This window comes from Polaromonas sp. (assembly GCF_030680935.1).
GTDB lineage: Bacteria > Pseudomonadota > Gammaproteobacteria > Burkholderiales > Burkholderiaceae_C > Polaromonas.
Map to the genome: position 1 here is coordinate 41,581 of NZ_JAUXUP010000070.1, position 21,422 is coordinate 63,002.

Below are 21,422 nucleotides of genomic sequence, written 5' to 3' on the forward strand. Positions count from 1 at the left end.
ACATTAAACTGGGCGTTGCCACTTTGGCCACCCCCACAAGGGCTTAACCAGCCGGCTGAAAAGGAATTCTCATCATGAAAAAAGCACTTGTTTTATCGGCCCTGGCCACCTCGTCCGGCCTGTTTGCCGTCAACGCCTCGGCCATGGACATCCTGGCGCGGGTGATCTCCAGCACACCTGTGGTGCAACAGGTCAGCGTGCCGCGCCAGGTTTGCAATACCCAAGCCATGATCACCCAGGCACCTGGCTCGGGTGCGGGCGCCGTCATGGGCGCGCTGGCCGGTGGTGCCATGGGCAACGCGATTGGCGACGGCGGTGGGCGCGCGCTGGCCACAGTGATTGGCCTGGTCGGCGGCGCCATGATAGGCAACAACATTGAAGGCAACCGCCAGCAGGTGCAAAACGTGCAGCAGTGCGGCACCCAGGTTTCTTACGAAAACCGCACCTCGCACTACAACGTGGTGTACGAATACGCCGACCGGCAACACAGCGTGCAGATGGCCAACGACCCCGGCCCCTACGTGCGCTTGCAGGCCACCCCGGTGGGCGCCATGCCCTCGCAGCCCCAGGCTGCCGTGCAACCGGGATTTGCCCAGCCCTATCCGCAGACGGGTTATGGCCAACCCGTGTATTCGCAACCCGTGTATTCGCAGCCGGTCTATTCGCAGCAGCCGGTGTATGTACAACCCCAGGTGATTGCGCCTGTGCTGACTTACCCCGGCTATTACTCGCGTCCGTATTACCCGCCGGTGGGTGTGTCACTCAACTTCGGTTACAGCCGGGGTGGATATGGGCACGGTCACCGCCACTGGCGTTGAGCTGATCAGATACAAAAAAAGGGGCTCTTGAGCCCCTTTTTTTTGATTCCCGTTTTTTTGCAGTTCTTACAGCGCGGTTTGCAGCAGCGCGCCCTTGAAAAGCACCGGACCGCTCGGCCCGCTGCCCAGCGGCACGCCGCCCTTGGGCTCCAGGCTGATGGCCAGTGTCGGCACCTGGTTCACATCCCCCGCCCCGGCGGGCAAACGCACCACGGCGCCATCCCCCAGCACACCCAGCGATTTGGGCCCGCCCGCCTGCGGCAAGGCCCACAACTGCAGCGATTTATCAGGCGCGGGGTGGAACTGGCCCACATGTTTAAGCTGCAACTGGTTGTGCTTGGGGTCGTAGGTCACCAGCACAGAAGGCGCGGACTTGTCGTCGGCCAGCACAGCCACGTACTGGATCTCGGGCGTGGCGGCCAGCTTGGCGGTCAGTTCGCTGACCTGGCCGTTCAAGGCCGTGTTCAGGTTCAGCCCGGTCACCACCGCCACCACGGCAGCCATCGCGCCCGCAGCCGTGGCGCCGCGCCACAAGCCGAGGCTGGCCCACCAGCCGCCACCTGATACCGCGGCAGGCGCCCGCCGGGCGGCCAGCATGGCTTTGGACTCTTTTTCAGCGTTGACCAGATTTTCGATGCGTTTCCAGACCGCCGGGCTGGGTGCGGCCTGCGGCTGCAGCTCGGCCACCGAAACCATGCGGCCCTGCCAGATCAGCGCGGCCGCACGCACAGTCGCATGGGTGCGCGCCAGTGCCTCAAAGCGGCGACGGGCACCGCCGCGCAGCGTACCCAGCGCATAGCTGGCCGCCAACTGCTCGACCAGCGAGGGGTTGCGCGTGATATTCATACCTTACCTTCTTCCAGAAGTTTCCCGTCACCATGGACGGGAACAAACAAAATCCAATACATGCGGCTCATGCAAACCGCGCCATACAGCCGCGCAATTGCTCCAGCCCACGGCGTATCCAGGTCTTCACGGTTCCCAGCGGCAGCTTGAGCTGCTCGGCCAGCTCGTTGTGGCTCAGGTCCCGCATATAGGCCAGGCTTACCACCTCGCGCTGTTTGTTGTCCAACTGGCTCAGGCACTGGTGCAGGGCCCAGGCCTGCTCACCGGCCAGCGCCGTGTCCATGGGATTGGCCGAATCACCTTCCAGGGTGTCGGACAACACGTCGTCAAGCTCCAGCGCCGCGTCCGCCCGCTCGGACGTGCGGCGGCGCAGAAAGTCCAGCCCCCGGCTGCGCACGATCAGGCACATCCAGGCCATGGGCGGCGACAAGGTGGCTTTGTAATCCCCTGCGATGCGCCAGATATTGAGGAAAGCTTCCTGCAACACGTCCTCGGCCCAGTTGCGGTTGCTGACCACCCGCACCGCCACACCGTAAAGCTTGGACGAGGTCAGCTCGTACAGCTCCCTGAGCGCCGATTCGTCAGCCTGTGCAACGCGGTCAATGAGCGCGATCAATTGGGTATCCGGACTTTCTGCATTCATGGACGCCATTGTCCTGCATTCCCTATACGCCGGAAACAGGGCTATGGATTCAGGGCGTTAGCGTCGCGCCCTTCCCGGGTGCCCTAAAATCGATGGTTTTGCACGCCGGGCGTTCTTCTGGCTGTACCTCCTGTTTTTCCCTTCCAGCACACCATGATTACCGAAAAAATAGACAACATCAGCGTCACCGCCCAGGCCAACGTGTATTTCGACGGCAAATGTGTGAGCCATGGCATCACCTTCGCCGATGGCACGAAAAAATCTGTCGGTGTGGTGCTTCCCTCGACGCTCACCTTCAACACGGGCGCCCCCGAGATCATGGAATGTGTCGCAGGCTCGTGCGAATACAAGCTCGCCGGTAGCGACAGCTGGGTCAAGTCCTCGCCTGGCGAAAAGTTCAGCGTGCCGGGCAACTCGAAGTTCGACATCCGCGTTACCGAGGCCTACCACTACATCTGCCATTTCGGCTGAGAAGCTCAAGATCTATTTCAGCACTGAGAAAAACATGGCCACCATCCTCCAAACCATCCCCGCCGGCCAAAAGGTCGGCATCGCCTTCTCTGGCGGCCTCGACACCAGCGCCGCGCTCTTGTGGATGAAACAGAAGGGCGCCCTGCCCTACGCCTACACCGCCAACCTGGGTCAGCCCGACGAGGCCGATTACGACGAGATCCCGCGCAAGGCCATGGAATACGGCGCCATCAAGGCGCGCCTGATTGATTGCCGCCCGCAACTGGCTGCAGAAGGCCTGGCCGCGCTGCAGGCCGGCGCCTTCCACATCACCACCGCCGGCTCCACCTACTTCAACACGACGCCGCTGGGCCGCGCCGTGACCGGCACCATGCTGGTCAGCGCCATGAAGGAAGACGACGTCAACATCTGGGGCGACGGCAGCACCTTCAAGGGCAACGACATCGAGCGCTTCTACCGCTACGGCCTGCTGACCAACCCCGCGCTGAAAATCTACAAGCCCTGGCTGGACCAGCAGTTCATCGACGAACTGGGTGGCCGTTCTGAAATGAGCGCCTTCATGACCGCCAACGGCTTTGGCTACAAGATGAGCGCCGAAAAAGCCTACAGCACCGACAGCAACATGCTGGGCGCCACGCACGAGGCCAAAGACCTCGAAAGCCTGGCCACCGGCATGAAGATCGTCAACCCCATCATGGGCGTGCCCTTCTGGAAAGACGACTGCGTCGTCAAGGCCGAAGAGGTGAGCATCACTTTTGAAGAAGGCCGCCCGGTGGCCCTGAACGGCGTGCAATACCCCGACCTGGTCACGCTGATTCTGGAAGCCAACAAAATCGGCGGCCGCCACGGTTTGGGCATGAGCGACCAGATCGAAAACCGCATCATCGAAGCCAAGAGCCGCGGCATCTACGAAGCCCCCGGCCTGGCGCTGCTGTTTATCGCCTATGAGCGCCTGGTCACTGGCATCCACAACGAAGACACCATCGAACAATACCGCGACAACGGCCGCAAGCTGGGCCGCCTGCTGTACCAGGGCCGCTGGTTCGACAGCCAGGCCATCATGCTGCGCGAAACCGCCCAGCGCTGGATCGCCAGCGCGATCACCGGCACCGTCACGCTGGAACTGCGCCGCGGCAACGACTACTCGCTGTTGAACACCGAATCACCCAACCTGACCTATGCACCAGAGCGCCTGAGCATGGAAAAGGTGGAAGACGCGCCATTCAGCCCGTTGGACCGGATTGGGCAGTTGACCATGCGTAATCTGGACATCACCGATACGCGCGCAAAGCTGCAGGTCTATTCCAACGCCGGGCTGCTGGAGTTGGGCAAAGGAGATGATTTCTTGAAGCTGGGCAAGTAGGCCAGTTCAAGCCGCAAAAGCAGGCACGGGCCTAGTCCAGAAAACGCCAGGCCGCATCGGCCGGCGGCAGCAAACAGGTCTCACTGCGGCCAAACCAGCGGTAGCGATTGCGCGCCAGCCAGCGGTACAGCGCATCACGCAGCGGTGCAGGCACCAGCCAGGCGAGCCAGGCCAGGCGCCAGACACCGCCCAGCGCATGCAGGATGCGCAGGATCGCGGCCGTGTGCTGCCAGCTTCGGTCTCCGTCCACCAGCAGCAAGGTCTGCAGGCCATCAACCTGCAGGCCCGCGCGCCGCAACAACGCCAGCCCCTGGACGCCCTGGATGGAGGCAAAACGCAATGCCTGTTTTTTGTCATGGCGCAGCAAGAACTTCACCCACCCGTCGCAGGCCAGGCATTGCGCGTCGAATACGAGGACCATGGGGCAGCGACCGAACCGGCGCTAAACGACAACCGGCTCCGGCTCCAGCAGAATGCCAAAGCGTTCATACACACTGGTCTGGATGGCTTTGGCCAGGGTCATCACCTCGCCGCCGGTCACCGGGTTGGCTCTGCCGCCCCGGTTGACCAGCACCAGCGCCTGGCGCTCGTACACCCCGGCGTTGCCTATGCTTTTGCCTTTCCAGCCGCAAGCGTCAATCAGCCAGCCGGCAGCGAGTTTGACCGTACCGTCATCCAGGTGGTAGTGAACAATCTTTGGCTCGCGCTGGATGATGTCGGCGCACTGCTCGGGGGAGACGGTGGGGTTTTTGAAGAAGCTGCCGGCGTTGCCGATGACCGCAGGGTCGGGCAGCTTGGCTTTTCGGATCTCGCAGATCCACTCATAAATTTGTAGCGCATCAGGCACAGCGGACGTGGGCTGGGCCATCTTTTTATCCAGATCGGCATACCCCAGAACGGCTTTCCAGGCCTTGGGCAGCGCAAACCGTACCCGCGTGATCAAGGCCTTGCCTGCCAGACCCAGTCCGTTCGGGCCGGTGCTTGAGTGTTTGAAAACCGAGTCGCGGTAGCCAAACGCGCACTGCGCGGCGTCCAGCGTGAAGCTTTTGCCAGTGCTCAGGTCAATCGCATCGAGTGAATCAAAACGGTCCTGCAACTCCACGCCGTAGGCACCTATGTTCTGCACGGGCGAGCCGCCCACCGTGCCCGGAATCAGCGCCAGATTTTCCAGACCCGGGTAGCCGTTCTGCACCGTCCAGCTGACGATGTCGTGCCAGTTTTCGCCCGCGCCGGCCTCCACAATCCAGGCTTTGGCGGTCTCGCCGGCCAGCCGTTTGCCCATGATCTCGACCTTGAGCACCAGCGGCTTGACATCGCCGGTGATCACGATGTTGCTGCCTCCTCCGAGCACAAATTTGGGGGCGGCTTGCAACGCCGGATCGGCCAGCACCGCGGCCACATCCGCCTCGCTGGTGATACGCACCAGCGTGAGGGCCTTGGCCATGATGCCAAAGCTGTTGGAAAACTGCAGGGGAACGTTTTTCTCGACTAACATCGCAGGATTGTCGCACCCCGACACCCCAGCAATACAAGCCCGGAAGCCAGAAACCATGCCCTCTTTTGACACTGTCCTGGAAGCCGACCTCGTGAAGGTCAAAAACTCGGTCGAAAACACCGCCAAGGAAATCGGCACACGTTTTGACTTCAAGGGCACGGCGGCTGCGATCGAGCTCAAGGACAAGGAAATCACGCTGATCGGCGACAGTGATTTCCAGATCGACCAGATCACCGACATCCTGCGCAACAAGGCCACCAAAAGCGGCGTCGATGTGCGCTTTTTCGACGCTGGCAAGGTCGAAAAAATCGGCGGTGACAAGGTCAAGCAGGTGACCAAGGTGCGCAACGGCATAGAAACCGAGCAGGCCAAAAAAATCTCGCAACTGATCAAGGGCAGCAAGGTCAAGGTGCAGGCCTCGATCCAGGGCGACGCGGTGCGGGTCACCGGCAAAAACCGCGACGACCTGCAGGAAGCCATGGCCATGATCAAGGCCGAGCTGCCGGACATGCCGCTGAGCTTCAACAACTTTCGAGACTAGGCATATGACATCCCGCCGTGCCCGACTCCTGTTGGCAGGGTTCTGTGGCATCGCGGGCCTGCTGCTCACTCCGGCGGCCATGGCACAGAGCGTGGCCCTGGCCGGCATGTTGGGCAACAAGGCGCTGTTGGTGGTCAACGGCGCGGCGCCCAAATCGGTGGCCGCCGGTGAGTCCCATCTTGACGTCAAGGTGGTTTCCACTGCGGGAGACCAGGCGGTGCTGGAGATCAATGGCAAACGCCACACCCTGCGGGTAGGTGACGCGCCCGTCAGTGTGGGGGCGGGCGGGGCAAGTGGGCGCGGTGCCGGTCAAAGCAACAAGATTGTCCTGACGGCCGGCACCGGCGGTCACTTCATGACACAGGGCCAGATCAACGGAAAAACCGTGCAATTCCTGGTGGATACCGGCGCCACCGCTGTCTCCATGACGGCAGACGAGGCCGAACGGCTTGGCGTGGACTACAAATCCGGGCAACGCATTCAACTGGGCACCGCCAACGGGGTGATTCCCGGCTGGCGCACCACACTCAGCTCGGTGCGTGTGGGAGATGTGGAGGTATTCAACGTGGCTGCCGTGGTGGCCGCGCGCGACATGCCCTTCCTGCTGCTGGGCAACAGCTTTCTGACCCGCTTCCAGATGATCCGCGAAAACGACCAGATGACGCTGATCAAACGCTTTTAAGAAAAAAAGGGCTGCAGCCCATTCCAGTAAAGCGCAGACAGCTATTAAATCAATAGCACTAGTGCCCTTTCTTTTTGGCCCCGAGTTTCGACTCGGTCCCCTTGAACAGCTTGTTGATGTTGTCGCGGTGGCGGTAAACCAGAAAAGCGCTCATGGTCACAACCGCCAGCGCCATCATCTTGTCTACGTACCAGAACGAGCGGTCGCCGAGCAGGTAGTACCAGGGCGCAAATAACGCGCAGGCCAGTGCGGCCAGCGACGAGTAACGCGAGAAAAACGCCACGATGACCCAGGTGGCCAGCGTCGCAAGCCCCAGCACCCAGTGCACGCCAAACAACACGCCAGCGGCAGTCGCCACGCCCTTGCCGCCCTGAAAACCAAAAAACACCGGGTACAGATGGCCGATGAAAGCCGCGAGGCCAACGGCAGCCAGCGTGCCCTCACGCAGTCCGTAGTCCTTGCCAAACCACATCACCAGCGCCATCGGCAGCCAGCCCTTCACACCATCGAGCAGCAGCGTCAGCACAGCCGCAGCCTTGTTGCCTGAGCGCAGCACGTTGGTGGCACCCGGGTTTTTGCTGCCGTAACTGCGCGGATCGTTCAGCCCCATCAGGCGGCTGATGATGACCGCAAACGACAGCGAGCCGATCAGGTAAGCAGCCAGCACGGCAATGGCGAAATAGGCGTATTCCATGGGGTCTCCGGTGTGGGGGTCGGTGTTGCAGTTTCGTCGGCGTCAATCGTCCAGCGCGCAGTGCACTGATTTTGCACCCAGCAGGTCCACGCAGACCTGCGGCGCGATGCCGACCAGGTATCCGCGTCGGCCACCATTGATGGCGATTTTAGGCAAGGCCAGAATGCTCTCCTCGATGTACACCGGCATGTCCCGGCGCGTGCCAAAAGGCGAGGTGCCGCCGACCAGGTAGCCGCTGTGCCGCTGCGCCACTTCGGGCGCGCAGGGTTCGACCGACTTGGCGCCAATCTGCCGCGCCAGATTTTTGGTGGACACCTTGCGGTTGCCGTGCATCAACACCAGCAGCGGTTTGGCATCCTGGTCCTGCATGACCAGGGTCTTGACGACGGTGGAGGGATCAAACCCCAACACCTCGGCGCTGTGTTGTGCGCCGCCGTGCTCAAGGTACTCGTAGGGGTGTTCCGTAAACACCACTCTATTTGCCTTGAGCAGTTGTGTGGCGGGGGTTTCGCTCACGTGGTCTTTTTTGCCCATGATTCACCGTTCGAACGGGATGTGAACAGACTCCTCTTAAAGCGCCGGGTCCCGCGCGTCCCAGCGAATCGCATCAATCGCCGCCAGCAATTCGGGCGAAAGCTGCGTGCCCCAGGCGGCTATATTTTCCTCAAGCTGCGCCACCGACGTGACACCAATGATGGTGCTGGCCACCTGCCACCTGGTGTAACAAAACGCCAGCGCCAGTTGCGTGGGGCTCAAGCCGTGTTCACGCGCCAGGGCGTTGTAGCGGCGGGCGGCGGCCAGGGCTTCCGGCCGTCCCCAGCGCTGCTTGCGCACCGATTCGTATCTGGCGATACGCGCCGCCTCGGGCGCGCCCGCGCCGCTGGTGCCGCTGCTGTCGTATTTGCCGGTCAACAAACCGAAACCCAGTGGCGAATACGCCAGCAGCGACACGCCCAGCCGGTGCATGGTTTCGTCCAGACCGTTTTCCACCGTGCGATTCACCAGGCAAAACGGGTTTTGCACCGTCGCCACTTTCGGCAGGCCGTGTTGTTCGGCCAGACGCACAAATTCATGCACGCCGTAAGGCGTCTCGTTGGACAGGCCTATGGCCCTGATCTTGCCGGCCTTGACCAGGCCAGCCAGCGCGTCGAGTTGCTGATGAATGGAAGAAACCGTCCGGTCTTTGCTGGGGTCGAAATACGCCATGCCAAACACCGGCACGTTGCGCGCCGGCCAGTGAATCTGGTACAGATCAATCACATCGGTCTGCAGGCGCTTCAGGCTGTCGTTGCAGGCGCCTTCAATATCGGCGGCGGTCAGGTCGGCACTGCCCTGGCGTATCCAGGGCATGCCGCGCGCCGGGCCGGCCACCTTGGTGGCCACCACCAGTTTGCTGCGCGCGCCGGGGCGTTTGGCAAACCAGTTGCCGATGATGGTTTCGGTCGCGCCAAAGGTTTCGGCCCGCGCAGGCACCGAGTACATTTCTGCCGCATCGAGAAAATTGACGCCGCGTTCGAGTGAGCGGTCAAGAATGGCATGTGCGCCGGCTTCGTCCACCTGCTCACCAAAAGTCATGGTGCCCAGGCAAATGGGGGTGACCTGCAGGTCGCTGCTGCCGAGTTGTACTGTGTTCATGGATTTCAGGAAAGATGCTAAGGATGATCAGCGGGGTCAGACGACTGACGTCCCGGCTGCGGGACCCACGGACCGGGGCAGCGGCTAGTTTACGGGCTTCAAGCTGAGCCTGCTGGCGGGCAAGGACTCGGGCACTTGGCTTACAAGTTCCACGCGGACACGCCACTAACATCCATACACAAGGGCTTGCAAGCCTTGCAAGCACAGGCCCTCACCAACAACCTTTCAGGAGAATCCATATGAAACTAGCCCTCACATCCCTCGCCCTCGCCGCCTTCGTTTTGACTGGCTGCGCCAACATGAGCGAAACCCAGCAAGGCACGGCCAAAGGTGCCGGCATAGGTGCTGTTGCCGGCGCTGTTCTGGGTGCTGCCACCGGCGGCTCCAAAGGTGCTGCTACTGGCGCTGTGCTGGGCGGCGCTGTGGGTGCTGGTGGCGGTTATCTGTGGTCGCAGCGCATGCAGCAACAAAAGGCTGCCATGGAACAAGCCACCGTCGGTACCGGTGTGGCCGTGACCCAGACTTCCGACAACCGCCTCAAGCTCGACATTCCTTCGGACATCTCGTTTGCCACGGGCCGTTCGGAGATCAACAGCAGCTTCGGACCTATCCTGAACCAGTTTGCCAGCAGCCTGAATCAGAACCCCGTGACGACCGTGACCATTGTGGGCCATACCGACTACACCGGAAGCGATGCCATCAACAACCCGCTGTCCATGGACCGTGCCAACAGCACCCGCAACTACCTGGTGTCCCGCGGCGTGGCCGCCAACCGCATCGGCACCGATGGTCGCGGTGAGCGCGAGCCGATTGCCGACAACAACACCAACGAAGGCCGGGCCAAAAACCGCCGGGTCGAGATTTATGTGGCCGAGCCCGTGCAGGCCTCAGCACGCTGAACCCATCCCCAGGCCGCAAGAAAACCCTCCGGGCCACTGGAGGGTTTTTTTATTTCTGGGTGCGTGAGAACACCCCAACACCTGCCGACGCCTGAAAAGCGTTCCTGCAACACAGAGGTTGAACCATGCGACTTTCCAAATTTCTCCGATCGAACGCGGAAGAAATCCTCACCGCATGGGACGAATTCGCCGCCACGGTGGTGCACGAAGGCAGCGTGCTGGACCAGAAAGCCCTGCGCGACCACGCGGGAGAAATCCTCTCGGCCATTGCCAACGATCTGGAGCAACCTCAGACCGCTGCCGCACAGGAAGAAAAATCCCGGGGAGAAAGCACCAAGCCCCAGGGAGAGCTGGAGACAGCGGCCGAGACCCACGCCGACACACGCATGGTCTCTGGCTTTGCCATCGACGCCATGATCACCGAGTACCGCGCCCTGCGGGCCAGCGTCGTGCGGCTCTGGACCGGCGCAGGCGGCGGACAGGATCACCACAACGACATGCGGGACCTCATCCGATTCAATGAAGCGATGGACCAGGCGATTGCCGAATCCGTGGCTCGCTACACAGACCAGACCAAAAAATCAACCGACCTGTTTATCGGCATCCTCGGTCATGACATCCGTAACCCGCTGGGCACCATCTCCATGTCGGCGCAATACCTGGTGCGCTCCGGCAAACTGCCGGCCAGCGCTGCGGAAACCATCATCAACAGCGTGGTCCGCATCAACAGCGTGATTGAACACGTGGTTGATTTCACGCGGGTGCAGTCCCAGGGCATGATGCCGATCAGGCTGGCGCCCGGTGACCTCGCCAGCCAGTTCGTCAAGATACTGGCGGAGACGCGCGTGCGTTATCCGCGCAGCCTGCTCAGTCTGGACAGTGTTGGCGACTTCACCGGCTCATGGGACGAAGGCCGCATGGGGCAGTTGCTGTCCAACCTGCTGGCCAATGCCCTGACCCATGGCGCCCCAGACCAGCCGGTGACGGTTCGCCTGTGGGAAAGTGCAGACGGCGTGGCTTTTTCAGTCCACAACCTCGGCCCACCCATTCCGCCGAAGGAACAGCAACTGATCTTCAAGCCGCTGGTCCGCGGCATGGTCTCCGGCAAGGGAGAGCACCGCGAAACAGCCGGGCTGGGCCTGGGCCTGTTCATCTGCCGCGAGATCGTCCGCGCGCACGGCGGAAGCCTGGACGTCACGTCCAGCGCAGCTGCAGGCACCTGCTTCACGGTCCACCTTCCGCGTCATTAAGCTCACCCCTATCGGCGCTCACTGCGTGTAGCTCCTTTTCCCCTTCCAGGGGACGGCGCCTGCAGACTGGCAAAGCCAGATCTGCGGCCCCCGCTGGTCTAAGAAAAGGGGCCGCTCAGCCTGCCTTGCGGAAACGTTCTTCTTCCTGCAGCCTGAGCACACGGCGCTGTACCTTGCCGGTGGTGGTCATGGGCAGGGCAGCTATGAATTCAATTTCCTTGGGGTATTCGTAAGGCGCCAGCAGCGCCCTGACGTGGGCTTGCAGTTCCCCCACCAGCTTTATGTCAAATGGTCCTGTAGCCCCCGCCAACATTGCACGAGCAGCTACAAAATCAGGAGCAAGTACGACATAGGCCTTGACCACCGCACCACGCTCGCTGTGCGGTTTGGGCACCACGGCGGCATTCGCAACCGCCGGGTGTTTGACCAGGCAGTTCTCGATTTCCCCAGGACCAATGCGGTAACCGGCCGCCTTGAAGACGTCGTCGGCCCGGCCTTCGTACCAGAGGTAGCCCTCGGCATCGCGCGTGGCCAGGTCGCCTGTGCGGCACCAGTCCCCGGTGAACTTGGCCTGGGTAGCGGCTTCCTTTTTCCAGTAGCCCAGAAAAAAGATCGGGTCCGGGTCGCCATGGATGTCATACCGGTTCACCGCTACATCGCCCGGCACGCCCACCGCGCATTCAAGCCCCTCGTCGTCAATCACCGCCACGCGATGGCCGGGGTAGCCCTTGCCCATGCTGCCCGGCTTGGCCGGCCACAGTGCAGCACAATTGCCCACGACGTAATTGATCTCGGTCTGGCCAAACATCTCGTTGACAGTGACCCCCAGTTCATCCCGGCACCAGGCAAACACCGCATCACCGACTGCCTCCCCGGCACTCATCATCGCCCGCAACTCAAGCTTGAACTGCTGGCGCGGCTGCGGAAAGGCCTTCATCATGGCCTTGAGCGCGGTGGGAAACAAAAAGGTGTGGGTCACGCCCTGCTCTTGCATCAGTGTGAAGGCCAGCTCCGGGCTGAAGCGGCCGTTAAAGGCAACGATCGGTCTGCCAAAGTAAAGGGTGGGCAGCAAGGCGTCCATCAGGCCGCCGGTCCATGCCCAGTCCGCCGGAGACCAGAAGACGCTTTGCGTTTCTGGCTCCGGCAGACTGGGCTTTGCCCTGTATGTGCTCGCCCCCTCCCCGGCCCTCCCCCGCGCGGGGGAGGGAGTGGACGCGCCAACGCCGGGGTCAAATCCAAACCAGTTCTGGCTGCAAATGAAACCCGGCAAATTACCGATCAGCGCGCGGTGCGCCAGCAAGGCGCCCTTGGGCGGACCGGTGGTGCCGCTGGTGTAAATCAGGATGGCAGCTTCATCGGCTTTTGTTTTGACCGCGGCGAATGCCCGCTGATGGCTGGCCAGCGCCGATTCGTAGTCGACATCGCCCTGGCCCGCAGCCTCACCCGCCGCGATCACCGTGCGCAGCGCAGGGCAGCTTGCGCGAATGGCCTGCAGGCTGGTGATGGAGCTTTCATCACAAATTGCCAGTACCGCGTCGCTGTCCTGCAGGCGGTACTCCAGCGCCTCGGGCCCAAACAGCATGGACAGCGGCATGGCCACCGCCCCCATCTGGAACACCGCCATATAGGCCACCGCGGTTTCAAACCGCTGCGGCATCACGATGGCCACACGGTCCCCGCGCTGCACACCCAGACCTGCCAGCACATGGCTCAGGGCATCGGCTGCCTGCTGCAACTGAACATAGGTATAAAAAGTGGCTCCAGCCCTTTCCTGGTGTGCGCGAATAGCTACTCTTTTAATAGCACCTTTAGCATCATTGAGGCCGTCGGCCCTGGCCCAGCGGCTACAGCAAACCTCGGCGATGTTGAAATATTCGTCCACCTGCCAGCGAAAGCCGCTGTGCAGGGCGGCGTAGTGGTCCTGTGGCTGGGCCGGCGTCATGTCCCTGTCTTGACTGCTTTTCAAATCAAGTCTCCTTATGATGGGCCTCAATGTACAAAGAAAAGCGCCCTTCCCGCAGCGAGTTTGTCCCTATACGCGGCATCAACTACCACGTGCTTCACTGGGGCGAGGCCCAAGGCAGCCTGCCACCCCTGGTGCTGGTACACGGCTGGATGGACGTGGCCGCTTCTTACCAGTTTGTGGTGGATGCCTTGCCCGACGCTTTTACGCTGGGTCGCAGCATCATCGCACCGGACTGGCGTGGTTACGGAAAAACCGGTGCCAACGGGGCCGACAACTTCTGGTACCCCGACTACCTGGCCGACCTGGATTTTCTGCTGGACCACTACGCCCCCGGTCGGGCGGTGGACCTGGTGGGCCACAGCATGGGAGGCAATGTGGCCATGATGTATGCCGGCGTCCGGCCCGAGCGCATTCGCAGACTCGTCAACCTGGAAGGGTTTGGCATGCCGGCCACCCGGCCCAGCCAGGCACCGGGGCGTTTTGCCAAATGGATGGACGAGCTCAAAAGCCTGCACAAGGGCGAGCTGGCGCTCAAACCGTACAAGGACGTGGATGGCGTGGCCAGGCGCCTGATGCGTACCAACCCCCGGCTGTCGCAAGACAAGGCCGACTGGCTGGCACGGCACTGGGCCAGCCCGGATACCCAGGGCCAGTGGAACATTCAGGGCGATGCCGCCCACAAAATCGTCAACGCCCAGCTCTACCGCGTTGATGAAGTGCTGGAAATCTACCAGCGCATCAGCGCCCCCACGCTGGCGATTGAAGCCTCTGACGACTCCCTGGGAAAATGGTGGCAGGGCAAATTCACGCTGGCCGAATACCATGAACGCCTGAAGTCCGTGCCGCAAGTCAGCACCGCCGTGGTTCAGGACGCCGGCCACATGTTGCACCACGACCAGCCCGAACAGCTGGCCCGGCTGCTCACGGACTTCCTGGGCGAGTAAGAAGCAGTCAAGCGACCTTATGTGTGCCAGCGCACACAGGGGATACCTGAGAAAGCGCATACTTGAGGCTTTGCAGCGCTCGGCGCGGGGAACCACGATGACCGAGCCAATCCAGATTCCGCAGGACCACCTGCGCCGCACCCTCACGCGCAACGTCAGCCTGCCGCTGGCAGTAGGCACTTTCAGTGCTGCCGTTTTTGTCAGCCTCATTTTCTACCTGCTGTCGGTGCTGGGCGGCGCTGAACTGGCAGAACGCGCCATCAGCAAGGCCAACCAGGTTGCCAAGCTGGGCGCTGACATGGAAGCCAGCATGTACGGCTACCTGGTCACGGGTGAAGTGCCGCTGCTACAGACATTCGAGATCGGCAAACCGCGTATTGCTGCAGAAACCGCCACCCTGTCTGAGCTGGTGCGCAACAACCCGGCGCAGGTCAGCCGGCTACGCCGTATTGCCGCCCTGCAAACCCAATGGAACGAGTTTGCGCAAAACATTGTGGCGCTGCGGCGCGATGGCCTGGACTACCAGGCGCCCGTGCGAGCCGCAGGCGGCAAAAGCCTGAACGATGAAATACAACGCGAGTTTGCCGAGTTCATCAGCATTGAAGCGCGCCTGCTGGAAGAGCGCAACGCAGAGGCTCGCAACAACACCGCCTGGGGCATGGCGGCCTACCTGCTCCTGAGCCTGGGCATGAGCGGGCTGCTGGCGCTGCTGGGCCACCGCGAACTGCAGCGTTTGTCAGACTCCTACGGTGAAGCCGAGCAAAAGCAGGCGGCGACAGCGCTGCTGCTGGACCAGCAGCTCTGGCTGCGCACCGGCCAAAGGCAACTGGCCGAACACACCATCGGGCAACAGGCACTGGAATCATTGGGCCGCAGCGTGCTGGAGTTTGTGGCCCGCTACCTCGATGTAGCCGTGGCGGCGCTGTATGTGCGTGAAGACAACGGCGACCTGCGGCGAGTGGCGAGTTACGGCTTCAGCGCCGACGACGAAGCCAAAGGCCACACCTTTTACAGCGCCGAAGGCATGGTCGGCCAGGCGGCGCTCTCAAGCGGGGTGATGCAGCTCGACAACCTGCCTGACAACTACCTGAAAATCGTCTCTGGCCTGGGCAAGGGTTCACCGCGCCATGTGCTCTTGATACCCGTGCACAACGACGGCCAGGTCAACGGCGTGGTCGAGCTCGGTTTTCTGCGCGCCCTGGGTGCGCGTGACCTCGAGTTTGTCAACATGATTGCCAATAACATCGGCAACTCCATCCACGCGGCGCTGTACCGCAAGCGGCTGCAGGACGTACTGGCAGAAAGCCAGCAACTCAATGAGGACCTGCAGTCGCAGCAGGAAGAGCTGCGCAGCGTCAACGACGAGCTGGAAGAAAAATCGCGCGTGCTCAAGGAGTACCAGGTCAATCTGGAGAACCAGCAGGCCGAGCTGGAACAGACCAACGAGCAGCTGTCCGAACTGGCCACCTCACTGGACCAGAAGAATGGCGCCCTCAACCACGCGCAGACCCTGCTGGAAGAACGCGCTGAAGAGCTCAGCCGCGCCAGCCGCTACAAGTCAGAGTTTCTGGCCAATATGTCGCATGAGCTGCGCACGCCGCTGAACAGCTCGCTGATTCTGGCCAAGCTGCTGGCAGACAACCCCAAGGGCAACCTCAACGAAGAACAGGTGCAGTTTTCACAGTCGATCTACTCCGCCGGCAACGACCTGCTGAACCTGATCAATGACATTCTCGACATCTCCAAGGTTGAAGCCGGCAAGCTGGAGCTGATGCCCGAAGACATTGTGCTGGGCAACCTGGTGAACTCGCTGAAGAACACCTTTGAGCCCATGGCCAACCAGAAGCGGCTGAAGTTCGAGATCACCATCAGCCCCGGCACACCCATCACCCTGGTCAGCGATCGCCAGCGGGTGGAGCAGGTCCTGAAAAACCTGCTGTCCAATGCGATCAAGTTCACCGACACAGGCAAGGTCAGCCTGACCGTGGCGCCGCGAAGTGATGGGCAGATTGCTTTTGCGGTGCAGGACTCGGGTATAGGCATACGCCCCGATCAGCAAGGCATTATTTTCGATGCCTTCCACCAGGCCGATGGCACGACCAGCCGACGTTATGGCGGCACTGGCCTGGGCCTGTCGATCTCGCGCGACCTCAGCAGTTTGCTGGGCGGTTCCATCACACTGCAAAGCCGCGAGGGCGAAGGCAGCTGCTTCACGCTGCTGCTTCCCACCCACTGGGCGCCAGTCCAGGTGCTGCCGTCAGCATCCTCGCTGGCGAGCGCGACAGCCCCCACGCCCACGCGGGCAGCCCTGCCAAAAGCAGCATCAACGGGGGCAACAGCGCCCGTACCCGTCTTCGCTGACGACAGGCACAAACCGCTGACCAGCCGGCTGGTGCTGGTGATCGAAGACGATGCTGTTTTTGCGAAAATCCTCTACGACCTGGCCCACGAGCTGGGTTACGACTGCCTGGTGGCGCACGGCGCCGAGCACGGAATTGAGCTGGCCACGCAGTTTTTACCGGCTGCCATCCTGCTCGACATGGGTCTGCCTGACCGCAATGGCCTGTCGGTGCTGGAGCAGCTCAAACACAACCCGCTGACGCGCCATTTGCCGGTGCATGTGGTGTCGGGCGAAGAGCCACGCGAGCCCGCCCTGCAAATGGGGGCCATCGGCTACAGCATCAAGCCCACCACCCGCGAGCAACTCAAGGCGGTTTTCAAGAAGCTGGAAGACAAGCTCACGCAGAAGGTCAAACGTGTGCTGCTGGTAGAGGACGATGCCCTGCAGCGCGCCAGTGTAAGCAGCCTGATTGGCGACGACGACGTGGAGATCACCGCGGTCGAGACCGGTGAGGAAGCGCTGGTGCTTCTGTCCAGCACCATCTACGACTGCATGATCATCGACCTGAAGCTGCCCGACATCCAGGGTTATGAGCTGTTGCAGCGCATGGCCAACGAAGATATTTCATCTTTCCCGCCGGTGATTGTGTACACCGGCCGCAACCTGACCCGCCAGGAAGAGGCCGACCTGTTGAAGTACTCACGCTCCATCATCATCAAGGGGGCCCGCTCGCCCGAGCGCCTTCTCGATGAGGTGACCCTCTTTTTGCACAGGGTAGAAGCCGACCTGTCGGCAGAGCGTCAGATCATGCTCAAGGCCGCACGCAGTCGGGACAAAGTGTTTGAAGGACGCCGCGTCTTGCTGGTGGACGACGACGTGCGCAACATCTTTGCACTGACCAGCGCGCTGGAGCAAAAAGGCATATTGGTGGAGATTGGCCGCAACGGTTTTGAGGCCATCAGCAAACTCGATGAGGTCGAGAGCATTGACCTGGTGCTGATGGACATCATGATGCCGGGCATGGACGGCCTGGAGGCCACGCGCCGCATCCGCCAGGACCCGCGTTTTCAGAAGCTGCCCATCATTGCCGTCACCGCCAAAGCCATGAAGGACGACCAGGAGCAGTGCCTCAAAGCCGGCACCAACGACTACCTGGCCAAGCCGATTGATCTGGATCGCCTGTTTTCATTGCTGCGCGTCTGGATGCCCAACATGGAACGCGTCTGAGCATGCCGAATAAAAGCGCCTCGACTGGAGCGGCGCGGGGCGAGCTGCACCATTCGCGGGCCAGCGTCAGCGAGTCTGAACTGCAACTGCTGATGGAGGCCATCTACCGCCAGTACAGCTACGATTTCAGAAACTATTCAGGTGCGTCGCAAAAACGCCGGATTTTGCAGGCACTGGCCCACTTCGAGTGTCCTACAGTGGGTGCTTTGCAGACCATGGTGCTGAAAGATGCCACGCTTTTCATGGAGCTGCTGCAGTACCTGACCATCCCGGTCAGCGAGATGTTTCGCGACCCCGCGTTTTTTCTGGCACTGCGCCAGCAGGTCATGCCGGTGCTGCACACCTACCCCTCGCTGAAAATCTGGATTGCCGGTTGCAGCACCGGCGAAGAGGCGTATTCGCTGGCGATTTTGCTGCGTGAGGAAGGCCTGCTCGAAAAATCGCTGATCTATGCGACCGACATCAACCCGCTGGCACTGGACAAGGCGAGGCGGGGAATTTTCACCCTGGCAAGCGTCAAGGGCCACACGGCCAATTACCAGCAGGCCGGTGGCAAGCAGGCTTTTTCTGACTACTACAGCGCCGCATACGACGCCGCCATTTTTGACCCCTCCCTCCGCGAAAATGTCATTTTCTCTGACCACAGCCTGGCCACCGACAGCGTATTTTCTGAAACGCAACTGGTGCTTTGCCGCAATGTGCTGATTTACTTCAACAAGCCCCTGCAGGACCGTGCCCTGGGGCTGTTTCATGAGTCGCTATGCCACCGCGGTTTCATGGGTTTGGGCAGCAAGGAAAGCATCCAGTTTTCAGGCTACGCCGGGCACTTTGAAGAGTTGGACAAACCCGCCCGGATTTTTCGCACGCTCCAGAAGGCGGAGACTTGATCGAAATAAAATCTGCGGAAGAACAAATGCAGGCCGTGGAAGCGGTCGTCATCGGCGCGTCTGCTGGTGGCATACCTGCGTTGTTGGCCGTGCTGGCAGATCTGCCGCGCGGTTTTCGCTTGTCGGTAATGGTGGTGGTGCATTTGCCCGAAGATCACACCAGCGAGCTGGCGCAGATTTTTCAATACCGATCGCCCATTGCGGTGCGCGAGGCTGCCGACAAGGAAAGTATTGCCCCAGGCACACTGTATTTTGCGGGTCCGGGTTACCACCTATCCGTGGAAATGGACCGCACTTTTTCACTCAGTTACGAGGACGCGGTGCACTATTCGCGCCCGTCGATTGACGTGTTGATGGAGTCTGCCGCCGATGCTTACGGCGCAGCCCTGGCGGGCATTGTGTTGACGGGTGCCAATCAGGACGGCGCCGCCGGACTGGCATACATCAAACAGCAAGGCGGCCTGACCGTGGTGCAGGACCCTGCAGAGGCAGCGGCATCCAGCATGCCCCAGGCGGCGATCCGCAGGCTCAAGCCCGATTTCATTCTCAAGCTGGCAGGCATCCGTGATTTGCTGCTCAAGCTTGATCATGCATGACACCCCAGCTGTGCTTTAGCCGCTATATGTGTGTTACCGCACAGACGACACATCTGCCAACTTGCACTCTTGGGTGAAAATGCCCATTGACCGTCTTACCCCCCATTCAGCCCCATAGGCCGCGCAATACACATGTCCCTGGCCAATTTTGACCTCGAAGCCCAACCCCGGCAGCCCGACCCGGCGGTGCGGGACGCCAACTCCCGCGTCCCGCCGATGGCGACGGAGCCCAGCGCCGATGAAGATACCGCGCGCATCCTGATCGTCGATGACTTGTCCGAGAACCTGCTGGCGCTGAACGCGCTGATCCGGCAGGACGACCGCACCATCTTCCAGGCCTCACGCGGCGAAGACGCCCTGAATTTGCTGCTGGAGCACGAGTTTGCGCTGGCGATTCTGGACGTGCAGATGCCTGGCATGAACGGGTTTGAGCTGGCCAAGCTGATGCGCAGCACCGAAAAAACCCGTCAAATCCCCATTATTTTTGTCAGCGCGGCGGGCAAGGAGTCGAACTACGCTTTCACCGGCTACGAAAGCGGCGCGGTGGACTTTTTGTACAAACCGCTGGATGTCGATGCGGTGCGAGGCAAGGTCAGTATTTTTGTCGAGCTTTATCGCCAGCGGCGCGAAGCCCGCAGGCAGGTTCAGGCGCTGGAGAAAAGCCGCCAGGAGCAGCAACTGCTGATGGCGCAGCTACTGTCCACCGAAGGCGAGCTGCGCAGCGCCCTGCGCATGCGTGATGACTTCATGTCCATGGCTGCGCATGAGCTGCGCACCCCGCTCAACACCCTGTTTCTGGAAACGCAGTTGCGCAAGATACAGCTGGCCAAGGGCCAAGCACACATTTTCGACACCGACTACCTGCAGACCATGGTGGTCAAGGACCAGCGCCAGATACAAAGTATGGTGCGCTTGATTGACGACATGCTCGATGCATCGCGGGTGCGCAGCAACCGGCTGTCGATCCGGCCGACTCAGGTCGAGCTGACAGCCCTGCTGGCGCGGGTGGTGGACAATCTGTCGCACCAGGCCGACGACGCCGCCACCCCCATCACCCTGCAGGCACACGCGCCTGTCACCGGTTTGTGGGACGAGTTCCGGATTGAGCAGGTGGTCATCAACCTGCTGACAAATGCCCTGCGCTACGGCCGGGGCAAACCGGTGGACATCTCCGTGCACCTGCTGCCAGGCAACGTGCGCATCGACGTGCGCGACCAGGGCATGGGGATCCCAAAGGCTGCGCAACAGCGCATTTTTGAACAGTTTGAGCGCGTGACCGGCAATGACGGTACCGGCGGGCTGGGGCTGGGCCTGTACATCACCCGGCAACTGGTGGAGGCGCATGGCGGGCTGATCGGCGTTCAGAGCGTGCCTGGCGAGGGCTCGGTCTTTCAGGTCACCTTGCCCCTGAGTCCACCCCCGACCGACCCGGGCTGAGCCGCCCCGCCGTCCGTGAGAAAATAGGGGATTGAACCCCGATCACGACAGGACTTCCCCATGGACGCAGAACACATCAACATCATTGGCAACCAGCTCGCCGACCTGAGCAACAGGGTCAACGAGCTTCGGGGGTATCTTTGACTACCCTGCCAAAGAACGTAAATTAAACGAGGTCAACGCCGCCCTCGAAGACCCGAAAGTCTGGGACAACCCAAAACGCGCCCAGGAGCTGGGCCGCGAAAAGAAGTCGCTGGAAGACGTGGTGCATGTGATAAACCGCCTGAGCGCCGAGCTGGCTGACAACGTCGAGCTGTTCGAGATGTCAAAAGCCGAAAGCGACGACGCCGGCATGCAGTCGATTGAAGCCGAGGCCGCCCAGGTCGCGGTGGAAGTCGAAAAAATGGAATTCCGCCGGATGTTCAACAACCCGGCCGACCCGCTGAACGCCTTTCTGGACATACAGGCCGGTGCTGGCGGCACCGAAGCCTGCGACTGGGCCAGCATGCTGCTGCGCCAATACCTCAAATACGCCGAGCGCAAGGGCTTCAAGACGCAGATTGAAGACGAAACCGCCGGCGATACGGCTGGCATCAAGGGCGCCACCATCAAGATCGAGGGTGAATACGCCTTCGGCCTGCTGCGCACCGAAACCGGTGTGCACCGCCTGGTGCGCAAGTCGCCGTT

The 21,422-nt window shown here is 61.4% G+C and carries 20 protein-coding genes and 1 pseudogene; 13 read left to right on the forward strand and 8 right to left on the reverse strand.

The genetic code is table 11. The features are described 5' to 3' along the window. Positions 1 to 74: 74 nt before the first annotated feature. On the forward strand, positions 75 to 818 hold the full coding sequence (locus tag Q8L50_RS17000) for a glycine zipper 2TM domain-containing protein (RefSeq protein ID WP_305349817.1): 744 nt from the start codon (positions 75 to 77) through the stop codon (positions 816 to 818). Between the two features lie 66 nt (positions 819 to 884). Here the strand turns inward: Q8L50_RS17000 and Q8L50_RS17005 are convergent, their stop codons facing one another. Both Q8L50_RS17005 and Q8L50_RS17010 read right to left on the reverse strand, forming a co-directional pair. Next, positions 885 to 1,664, reverse strand: coding sequence for an anti-sigma factor domain-containing protein (locus Q8L50_RS17005; protein ID WP_305349818.1), 780 nt, complete (start codon positions 1,662 to 1,664; stop codon positions 885 to 887). Between the two features lie 67 nt (positions 1,665 to 1,731). Next, positions 1,732 to 2,307 carry an RNA polymerase sigma factor gene (locus Q8L50_RS17010; protein ID WP_305349819.1) on the reverse strand — a complete coding sequence of 192 codons (576 nt, stop codon included), beginning with the start codon at positions 2,305 to 2,307 and terminating at the stop codon, positions 1,732 to 1,734. Positions 2,308 to 2,460: 153 nt separating this feature from the next. Between Q8L50_RS17010 and Q8L50_RS17015 the strand changes: the two genes are divergently transcribed. Continuing rightward, positions 2,461 to 2,778 (forward strand): pyrimidine/purine nucleoside phosphorylase, encoded by a 318-nt coding sequence (locus Q8L50_RS17015; RefSeq protein WP_305349820.1) that lies wholly within the window; start codon positions 2,461 to 2,463, stop codon positions 2,776 to 2,778. Positions 2,779 to 2,812: 34 nt separating this feature from the next. Next, complete coding sequence (argG, locus tag Q8L50_RS17020; protein WP_305349821.1) at positions 2,813 to 4,141, forward strand: argininosuccinate synthase; 1,329 nt, start codon at positions 2,813 to 2,815, stop codon at positions 4,139 to 4,141. Between the two features lie 31 nt (positions 4,142 to 4,172). Here argG and Q8L50_RS17025 read toward each other — a convergent pair whose 3' ends face one another. Both Q8L50_RS17025 and murB read right to left on the reverse strand, forming a co-directional pair. After that, a complete protein-coding gene (locus Q8L50_RS17025; RefSeq protein ID WP_305349822.1) occupies positions 4,173 to 4,562 on the reverse strand; it encodes a thiol-disulfide oxidoreductase DCC family protein in 390 nt (129 codons plus the stop codon). A 21-nt stretch (positions 4,563 to 4,583) separates the two neighbouring features. Beyond that, entirely contained in the window at positions 4,584 to 5,636 is a 1,053-nt protein-coding gene (murB, locus tag Q8L50_RS17030; RefSeq protein ID WP_305349823.1) for a UDP-N-acetylmuramate dehydrogenase, read from the reverse strand. 55 nt (positions 5,637 to 5,691) lie between these two features. Here murB and Q8L50_RS17035 point away from each other — a divergent pair, with 55 nt between their 5' ends. Beyond that, positions 5,692 to 6,177, forward strand: coding sequence for a YajQ family cyclic di-GMP-binding protein (locus Q8L50_RS17035; protein WP_296919201.1), 486 nt, complete (start codon positions 5,692 to 5,694; stop codon positions 6,175 to 6,177). 4 nt (positions 6,178 to 6,181) lie between these two features. Then, entirely contained in the window at positions 6,182 to 6,859 is a 678-nt protein-coding gene (locus Q8L50_RS17040; RefSeq protein ID WP_370869827.1) for a TIGR02281 family clan AA aspartic protease, read from the forward strand. Positions 6,860 to 6,917: 58 nt separating this feature from the next. Here the strand turns inward: Q8L50_RS17040 and plsY are convergent, their stop codons facing one another. The 3 genes from plsY to Q8L50_RS17055 are packed head-to-tail and all read right to left on the reverse strand — an operon-like array spanning position 6,918 to position 9,188. Continuing rightward, positions 6,918 to 7,553 carry a glycerol-3-phosphate 1-O-acyltransferase PlsY gene (plsY, locus tag Q8L50_RS17045; protein ID WP_305349824.1) on the reverse strand — a complete coding sequence of 212 codons (636 nt, stop codon included), beginning with the start codon at positions 7,551 to 7,553 and terminating at the stop codon, positions 6,918 to 6,920. A 42-nt stretch (positions 7,554 to 7,595) separates the two neighbouring features. Continuing rightward, the gene (locus Q8L50_RS17050; protein ID WP_305349825.1) at positions 7,596 to 8,087 is read right to left on the reverse strand and encodes an aminoacyl-tRNA deacylase; all 492 of its coding nucleotides are present in this window, start codon (positions 8,085 to 8,087) and stop codon (positions 7,596 to 7,598) included. Between the two features lie 36 nt (positions 8,088 to 8,123). Next, complete coding sequence (locus Q8L50_RS17055; protein ID WP_305349826.1) at positions 8,124 to 9,188, reverse strand: aldo/keto reductase; 1,065 nt, start codon at positions 9,186 to 9,188, stop codon at positions 8,124 to 8,126. Between the two features lie 239 nt (positions 9,189 to 9,427). Here Q8L50_RS17055 and Q8L50_RS17060 point away from each other — a divergent pair, with 239 nt between their 5' ends. Together Q8L50_RS17060 and Q8L50_RS17065 are read left to right on the forward strand one after the other, a co-directional pair. Beyond that, the gene (locus tag Q8L50_RS17060; RefSeq protein WP_305349827.1) at positions 9,428 to 10,087 is read left to right on the forward strand and encodes an OmpA family protein; all 660 of its coding nucleotides are present in this window, start codon (positions 9,428 to 9,430) and stop codon (positions 10,085 to 10,087) included. Between the two features lie 125 nt (positions 10,088 to 10,212). After that, complete coding sequence (locus Q8L50_RS17065; RefSeq protein ID WP_305349828.1) at positions 10,213 to 11,337, forward strand: sensor histidine kinase; 1,125 nt, start codon at positions 10,213 to 10,215, stop codon at positions 11,335 to 11,337. Positions 11,338 to 11,452: 115 nt separating this feature from the next. Here the strand turns inward: Q8L50_RS17065 and Q8L50_RS17070 are convergent, their stop codons facing one another. Then, positions 11,453 to 13,279, reverse strand: coding sequence for an acyl-CoA synthetase (locus Q8L50_RS17070; protein WP_305349836.1), 1,827 nt, complete (start codon positions 13,277 to 13,279; stop codon positions 11,453 to 11,455). A 50-nt stretch (positions 13,280 to 13,329) separates the two neighbouring features. Between Q8L50_RS17070 and Q8L50_RS17075 the strand changes: the two genes are divergently transcribed. The 6 genes and pseudogenes from Q8L50_RS17075 to Q8L50_RS17100 form a co-directional block, all read left to right on the forward strand. After that, positions 13,330 to 14,247, forward strand: a complete 918-nt coding sequence (locus Q8L50_RS17075) for an alpha/beta fold hydrolase (RefSeq protein WP_305349829.1) — start codon at positions 13,330 to 13,332, stop codon at positions 14,245 to 14,247. Between the two features lie 97 nt (positions 14,248 to 14,344). After that, positions 14,345 to 17,815: a response regulator gene (locus Q8L50_RS17080; RefSeq protein ID WP_305349830.1), complete on the forward strand. Its 3,471-nt coding sequence runs from the start codon at positions 14,345 to 14,347 to the stop codon at positions 17,813 to 17,815. 2 nt (positions 17,816 to 17,817) lie between these two features. Next, a complete protein-coding gene (locus Q8L50_RS17085; RefSeq protein WP_305349831.1) occupies positions 17,818 to 18,702 on the forward strand; it encodes a protein-glutamate O-methyltransferase CheR in 885 nt (294 codons plus the stop codon). Between the two features lie 26 nt (positions 18,703 to 18,728). Next, a complete protein-coding gene (locus tag Q8L50_RS17090) occupies positions 18,729 to 19,298 on the forward strand; it encodes a chemotaxis protein CheB (protein WP_305349837.1) in 570 nt (189 codons plus the stop codon). Between the two features lie 216 nt (positions 19,299 to 19,514). Then, entirely contained in the window at positions 19,515 to 20,735 is a 1,221-nt protein-coding gene (locus Q8L50_RS17095) for a hybrid sensor histidine kinase/response regulator (RefSeq protein WP_305349838.1), read from the forward strand. Positions 20,736 to 20,795: 60 nt separating this feature from the next. Further along, positions 20,796 to 21,422, forward strand: a pseudogene (locus Q8L50_RS17100) (PCRF domain-containing protein); the annotation flags it as partial.

What these genes read in the sequence shown, in the direction of transcription:
- Q8L50_RS17000 (WP_305349817.1), top strand. Translation starts at nt 75, where the DNA reads ATGAAAAAAGCACTTGTTTTATCGGCCCTGGCCACCTCGTCCGGCCTG.
- Q8L50_RS17005 (WP_305349818.1), bottom strand. Translation starts at nt 1,664, where the DNA reads ATGAATATCACGCGCAACCCCTCGCTGGTCGAGCAGTTGGCGGCCAGC.
- Q8L50_RS17010 (WP_305349819.1), bottom strand. Translation starts at nt 2,307, where the DNA reads ATGAATGCAGAAAGTCCGGATACCCAATTGATCGCGCTCATTGACCGC.
- Q8L50_RS17015 (WP_305349820.1), top strand. Translation starts at nt 2,461, where the DNA reads ATGATTACCGAAAAAATAGACAACATCAGCGTCACCGCCCAGGCCAAC.
- argG (WP_305349821.1), top strand. Translation starts at nt 2,813, where the DNA reads ATGGCCACCATCCTCCAAACCATCCCCGCCGGCCAAAAGGTCGGCATC.
- Q8L50_RS17025 (WP_305349822.1), bottom strand. Translation starts at nt 4,562, where the DNA reads ATGGTCCTCGTATTCGACGCGCAATGCCTGGCCTGCGACGGGTGGGTG.
- murB (WP_305349823.1), bottom strand. Translation starts at nt 5,636, where the DNA reads ATGTTAGTCGAGAAAAACGTTCCCCTGCAGTTTTCCAACAGCTTTGGC.
- Q8L50_RS17035 (WP_296919201.1), top strand. Translation starts at nt 5,692, where the DNA reads ATGCCCTCTTTTGACACTGTCCTGGAAGCCGACCTCGTGAAGGTCAAA.
- Q8L50_RS17040 (WP_370869827.1), top strand. Translation starts at nt 6,182, where the DNA reads ATGACATCCCGCCGTGCCCGACTCCTGTTGGCAGGGTTCTGTGGCATC.
- plsY (WP_305349824.1), bottom strand. Translation starts at nt 7,553, where the DNA reads ATGGAATACGCCTATTTCGCCATTGCCGTGCTGGCTGCTTACCTGATC.
- Q8L50_RS17050 (WP_305349825.1), bottom strand. Translation starts at nt 8,087, where the DNA reads ATGGGCAAAAAAGACCACGTGAGCGAAACCCCCGCCACACAACTGCTC.
- Q8L50_RS17055 (WP_305349826.1), bottom strand. Translation starts at nt 9,188, where the DNA reads ATGAACACAGTACAACTCGGCAGCAGCGACCTGCAGGTCACCCCCATT.
- Q8L50_RS17060 (WP_305349827.1), top strand. Translation starts at nt 9,428, where the DNA reads ATGAAACTAGCCCTCACATCCCTCGCCCTCGCCGCCTTCGTTTTGACT.
- Q8L50_RS17065 (WP_305349828.1), top strand. Translation starts at nt 10,213, where the DNA reads ATGCGACTTTCCAAATTTCTCCGATCGAACGCGGAAGAAATCCTCACC.
- Q8L50_RS17070 (WP_305349836.1), bottom strand. Translation starts at nt 13,279, where the DNA reads ATGACGCCGGCCCAGCCACAGGACCACTACGCCGCCCTGCACAGCGGC.
- Q8L50_RS17075 (WP_305349829.1), top strand. Translation starts at nt 13,330, where the DNA reads ATGTACAAAGAAAAGCGCCCTTCCCGCAGCGAGTTTGTCCCTATACGC.
- Q8L50_RS17080 (WP_305349830.1), top strand. Translation starts at nt 14,345, where the DNA reads ATGACCGAGCCAATCCAGATTCCGCAGGACCACCTGCGCCGCACCCTC.
- Q8L50_RS17085 (WP_305349831.1), top strand. Translation starts at nt 17,818, where the DNA reads ATGCCGAATAAAAGCGCCTCGACTGGAGCGGCGCGGGGCGAGCTGCAC.
- Q8L50_RS17090 (WP_305349837.1), top strand. Translation starts at nt 18,729, where the DNA reads ATGCAGGCCGTGGAAGCGGTCGTCATCGGCGCGTCTGCTGGTGGCATA.
- Q8L50_RS17095 (WP_305349838.1), top strand. Translation starts at nt 19,515, where the DNA reads ATGGCGACGGAGCCCAGCGCCGATGAAGATACCGCGCGCATCCTGATC.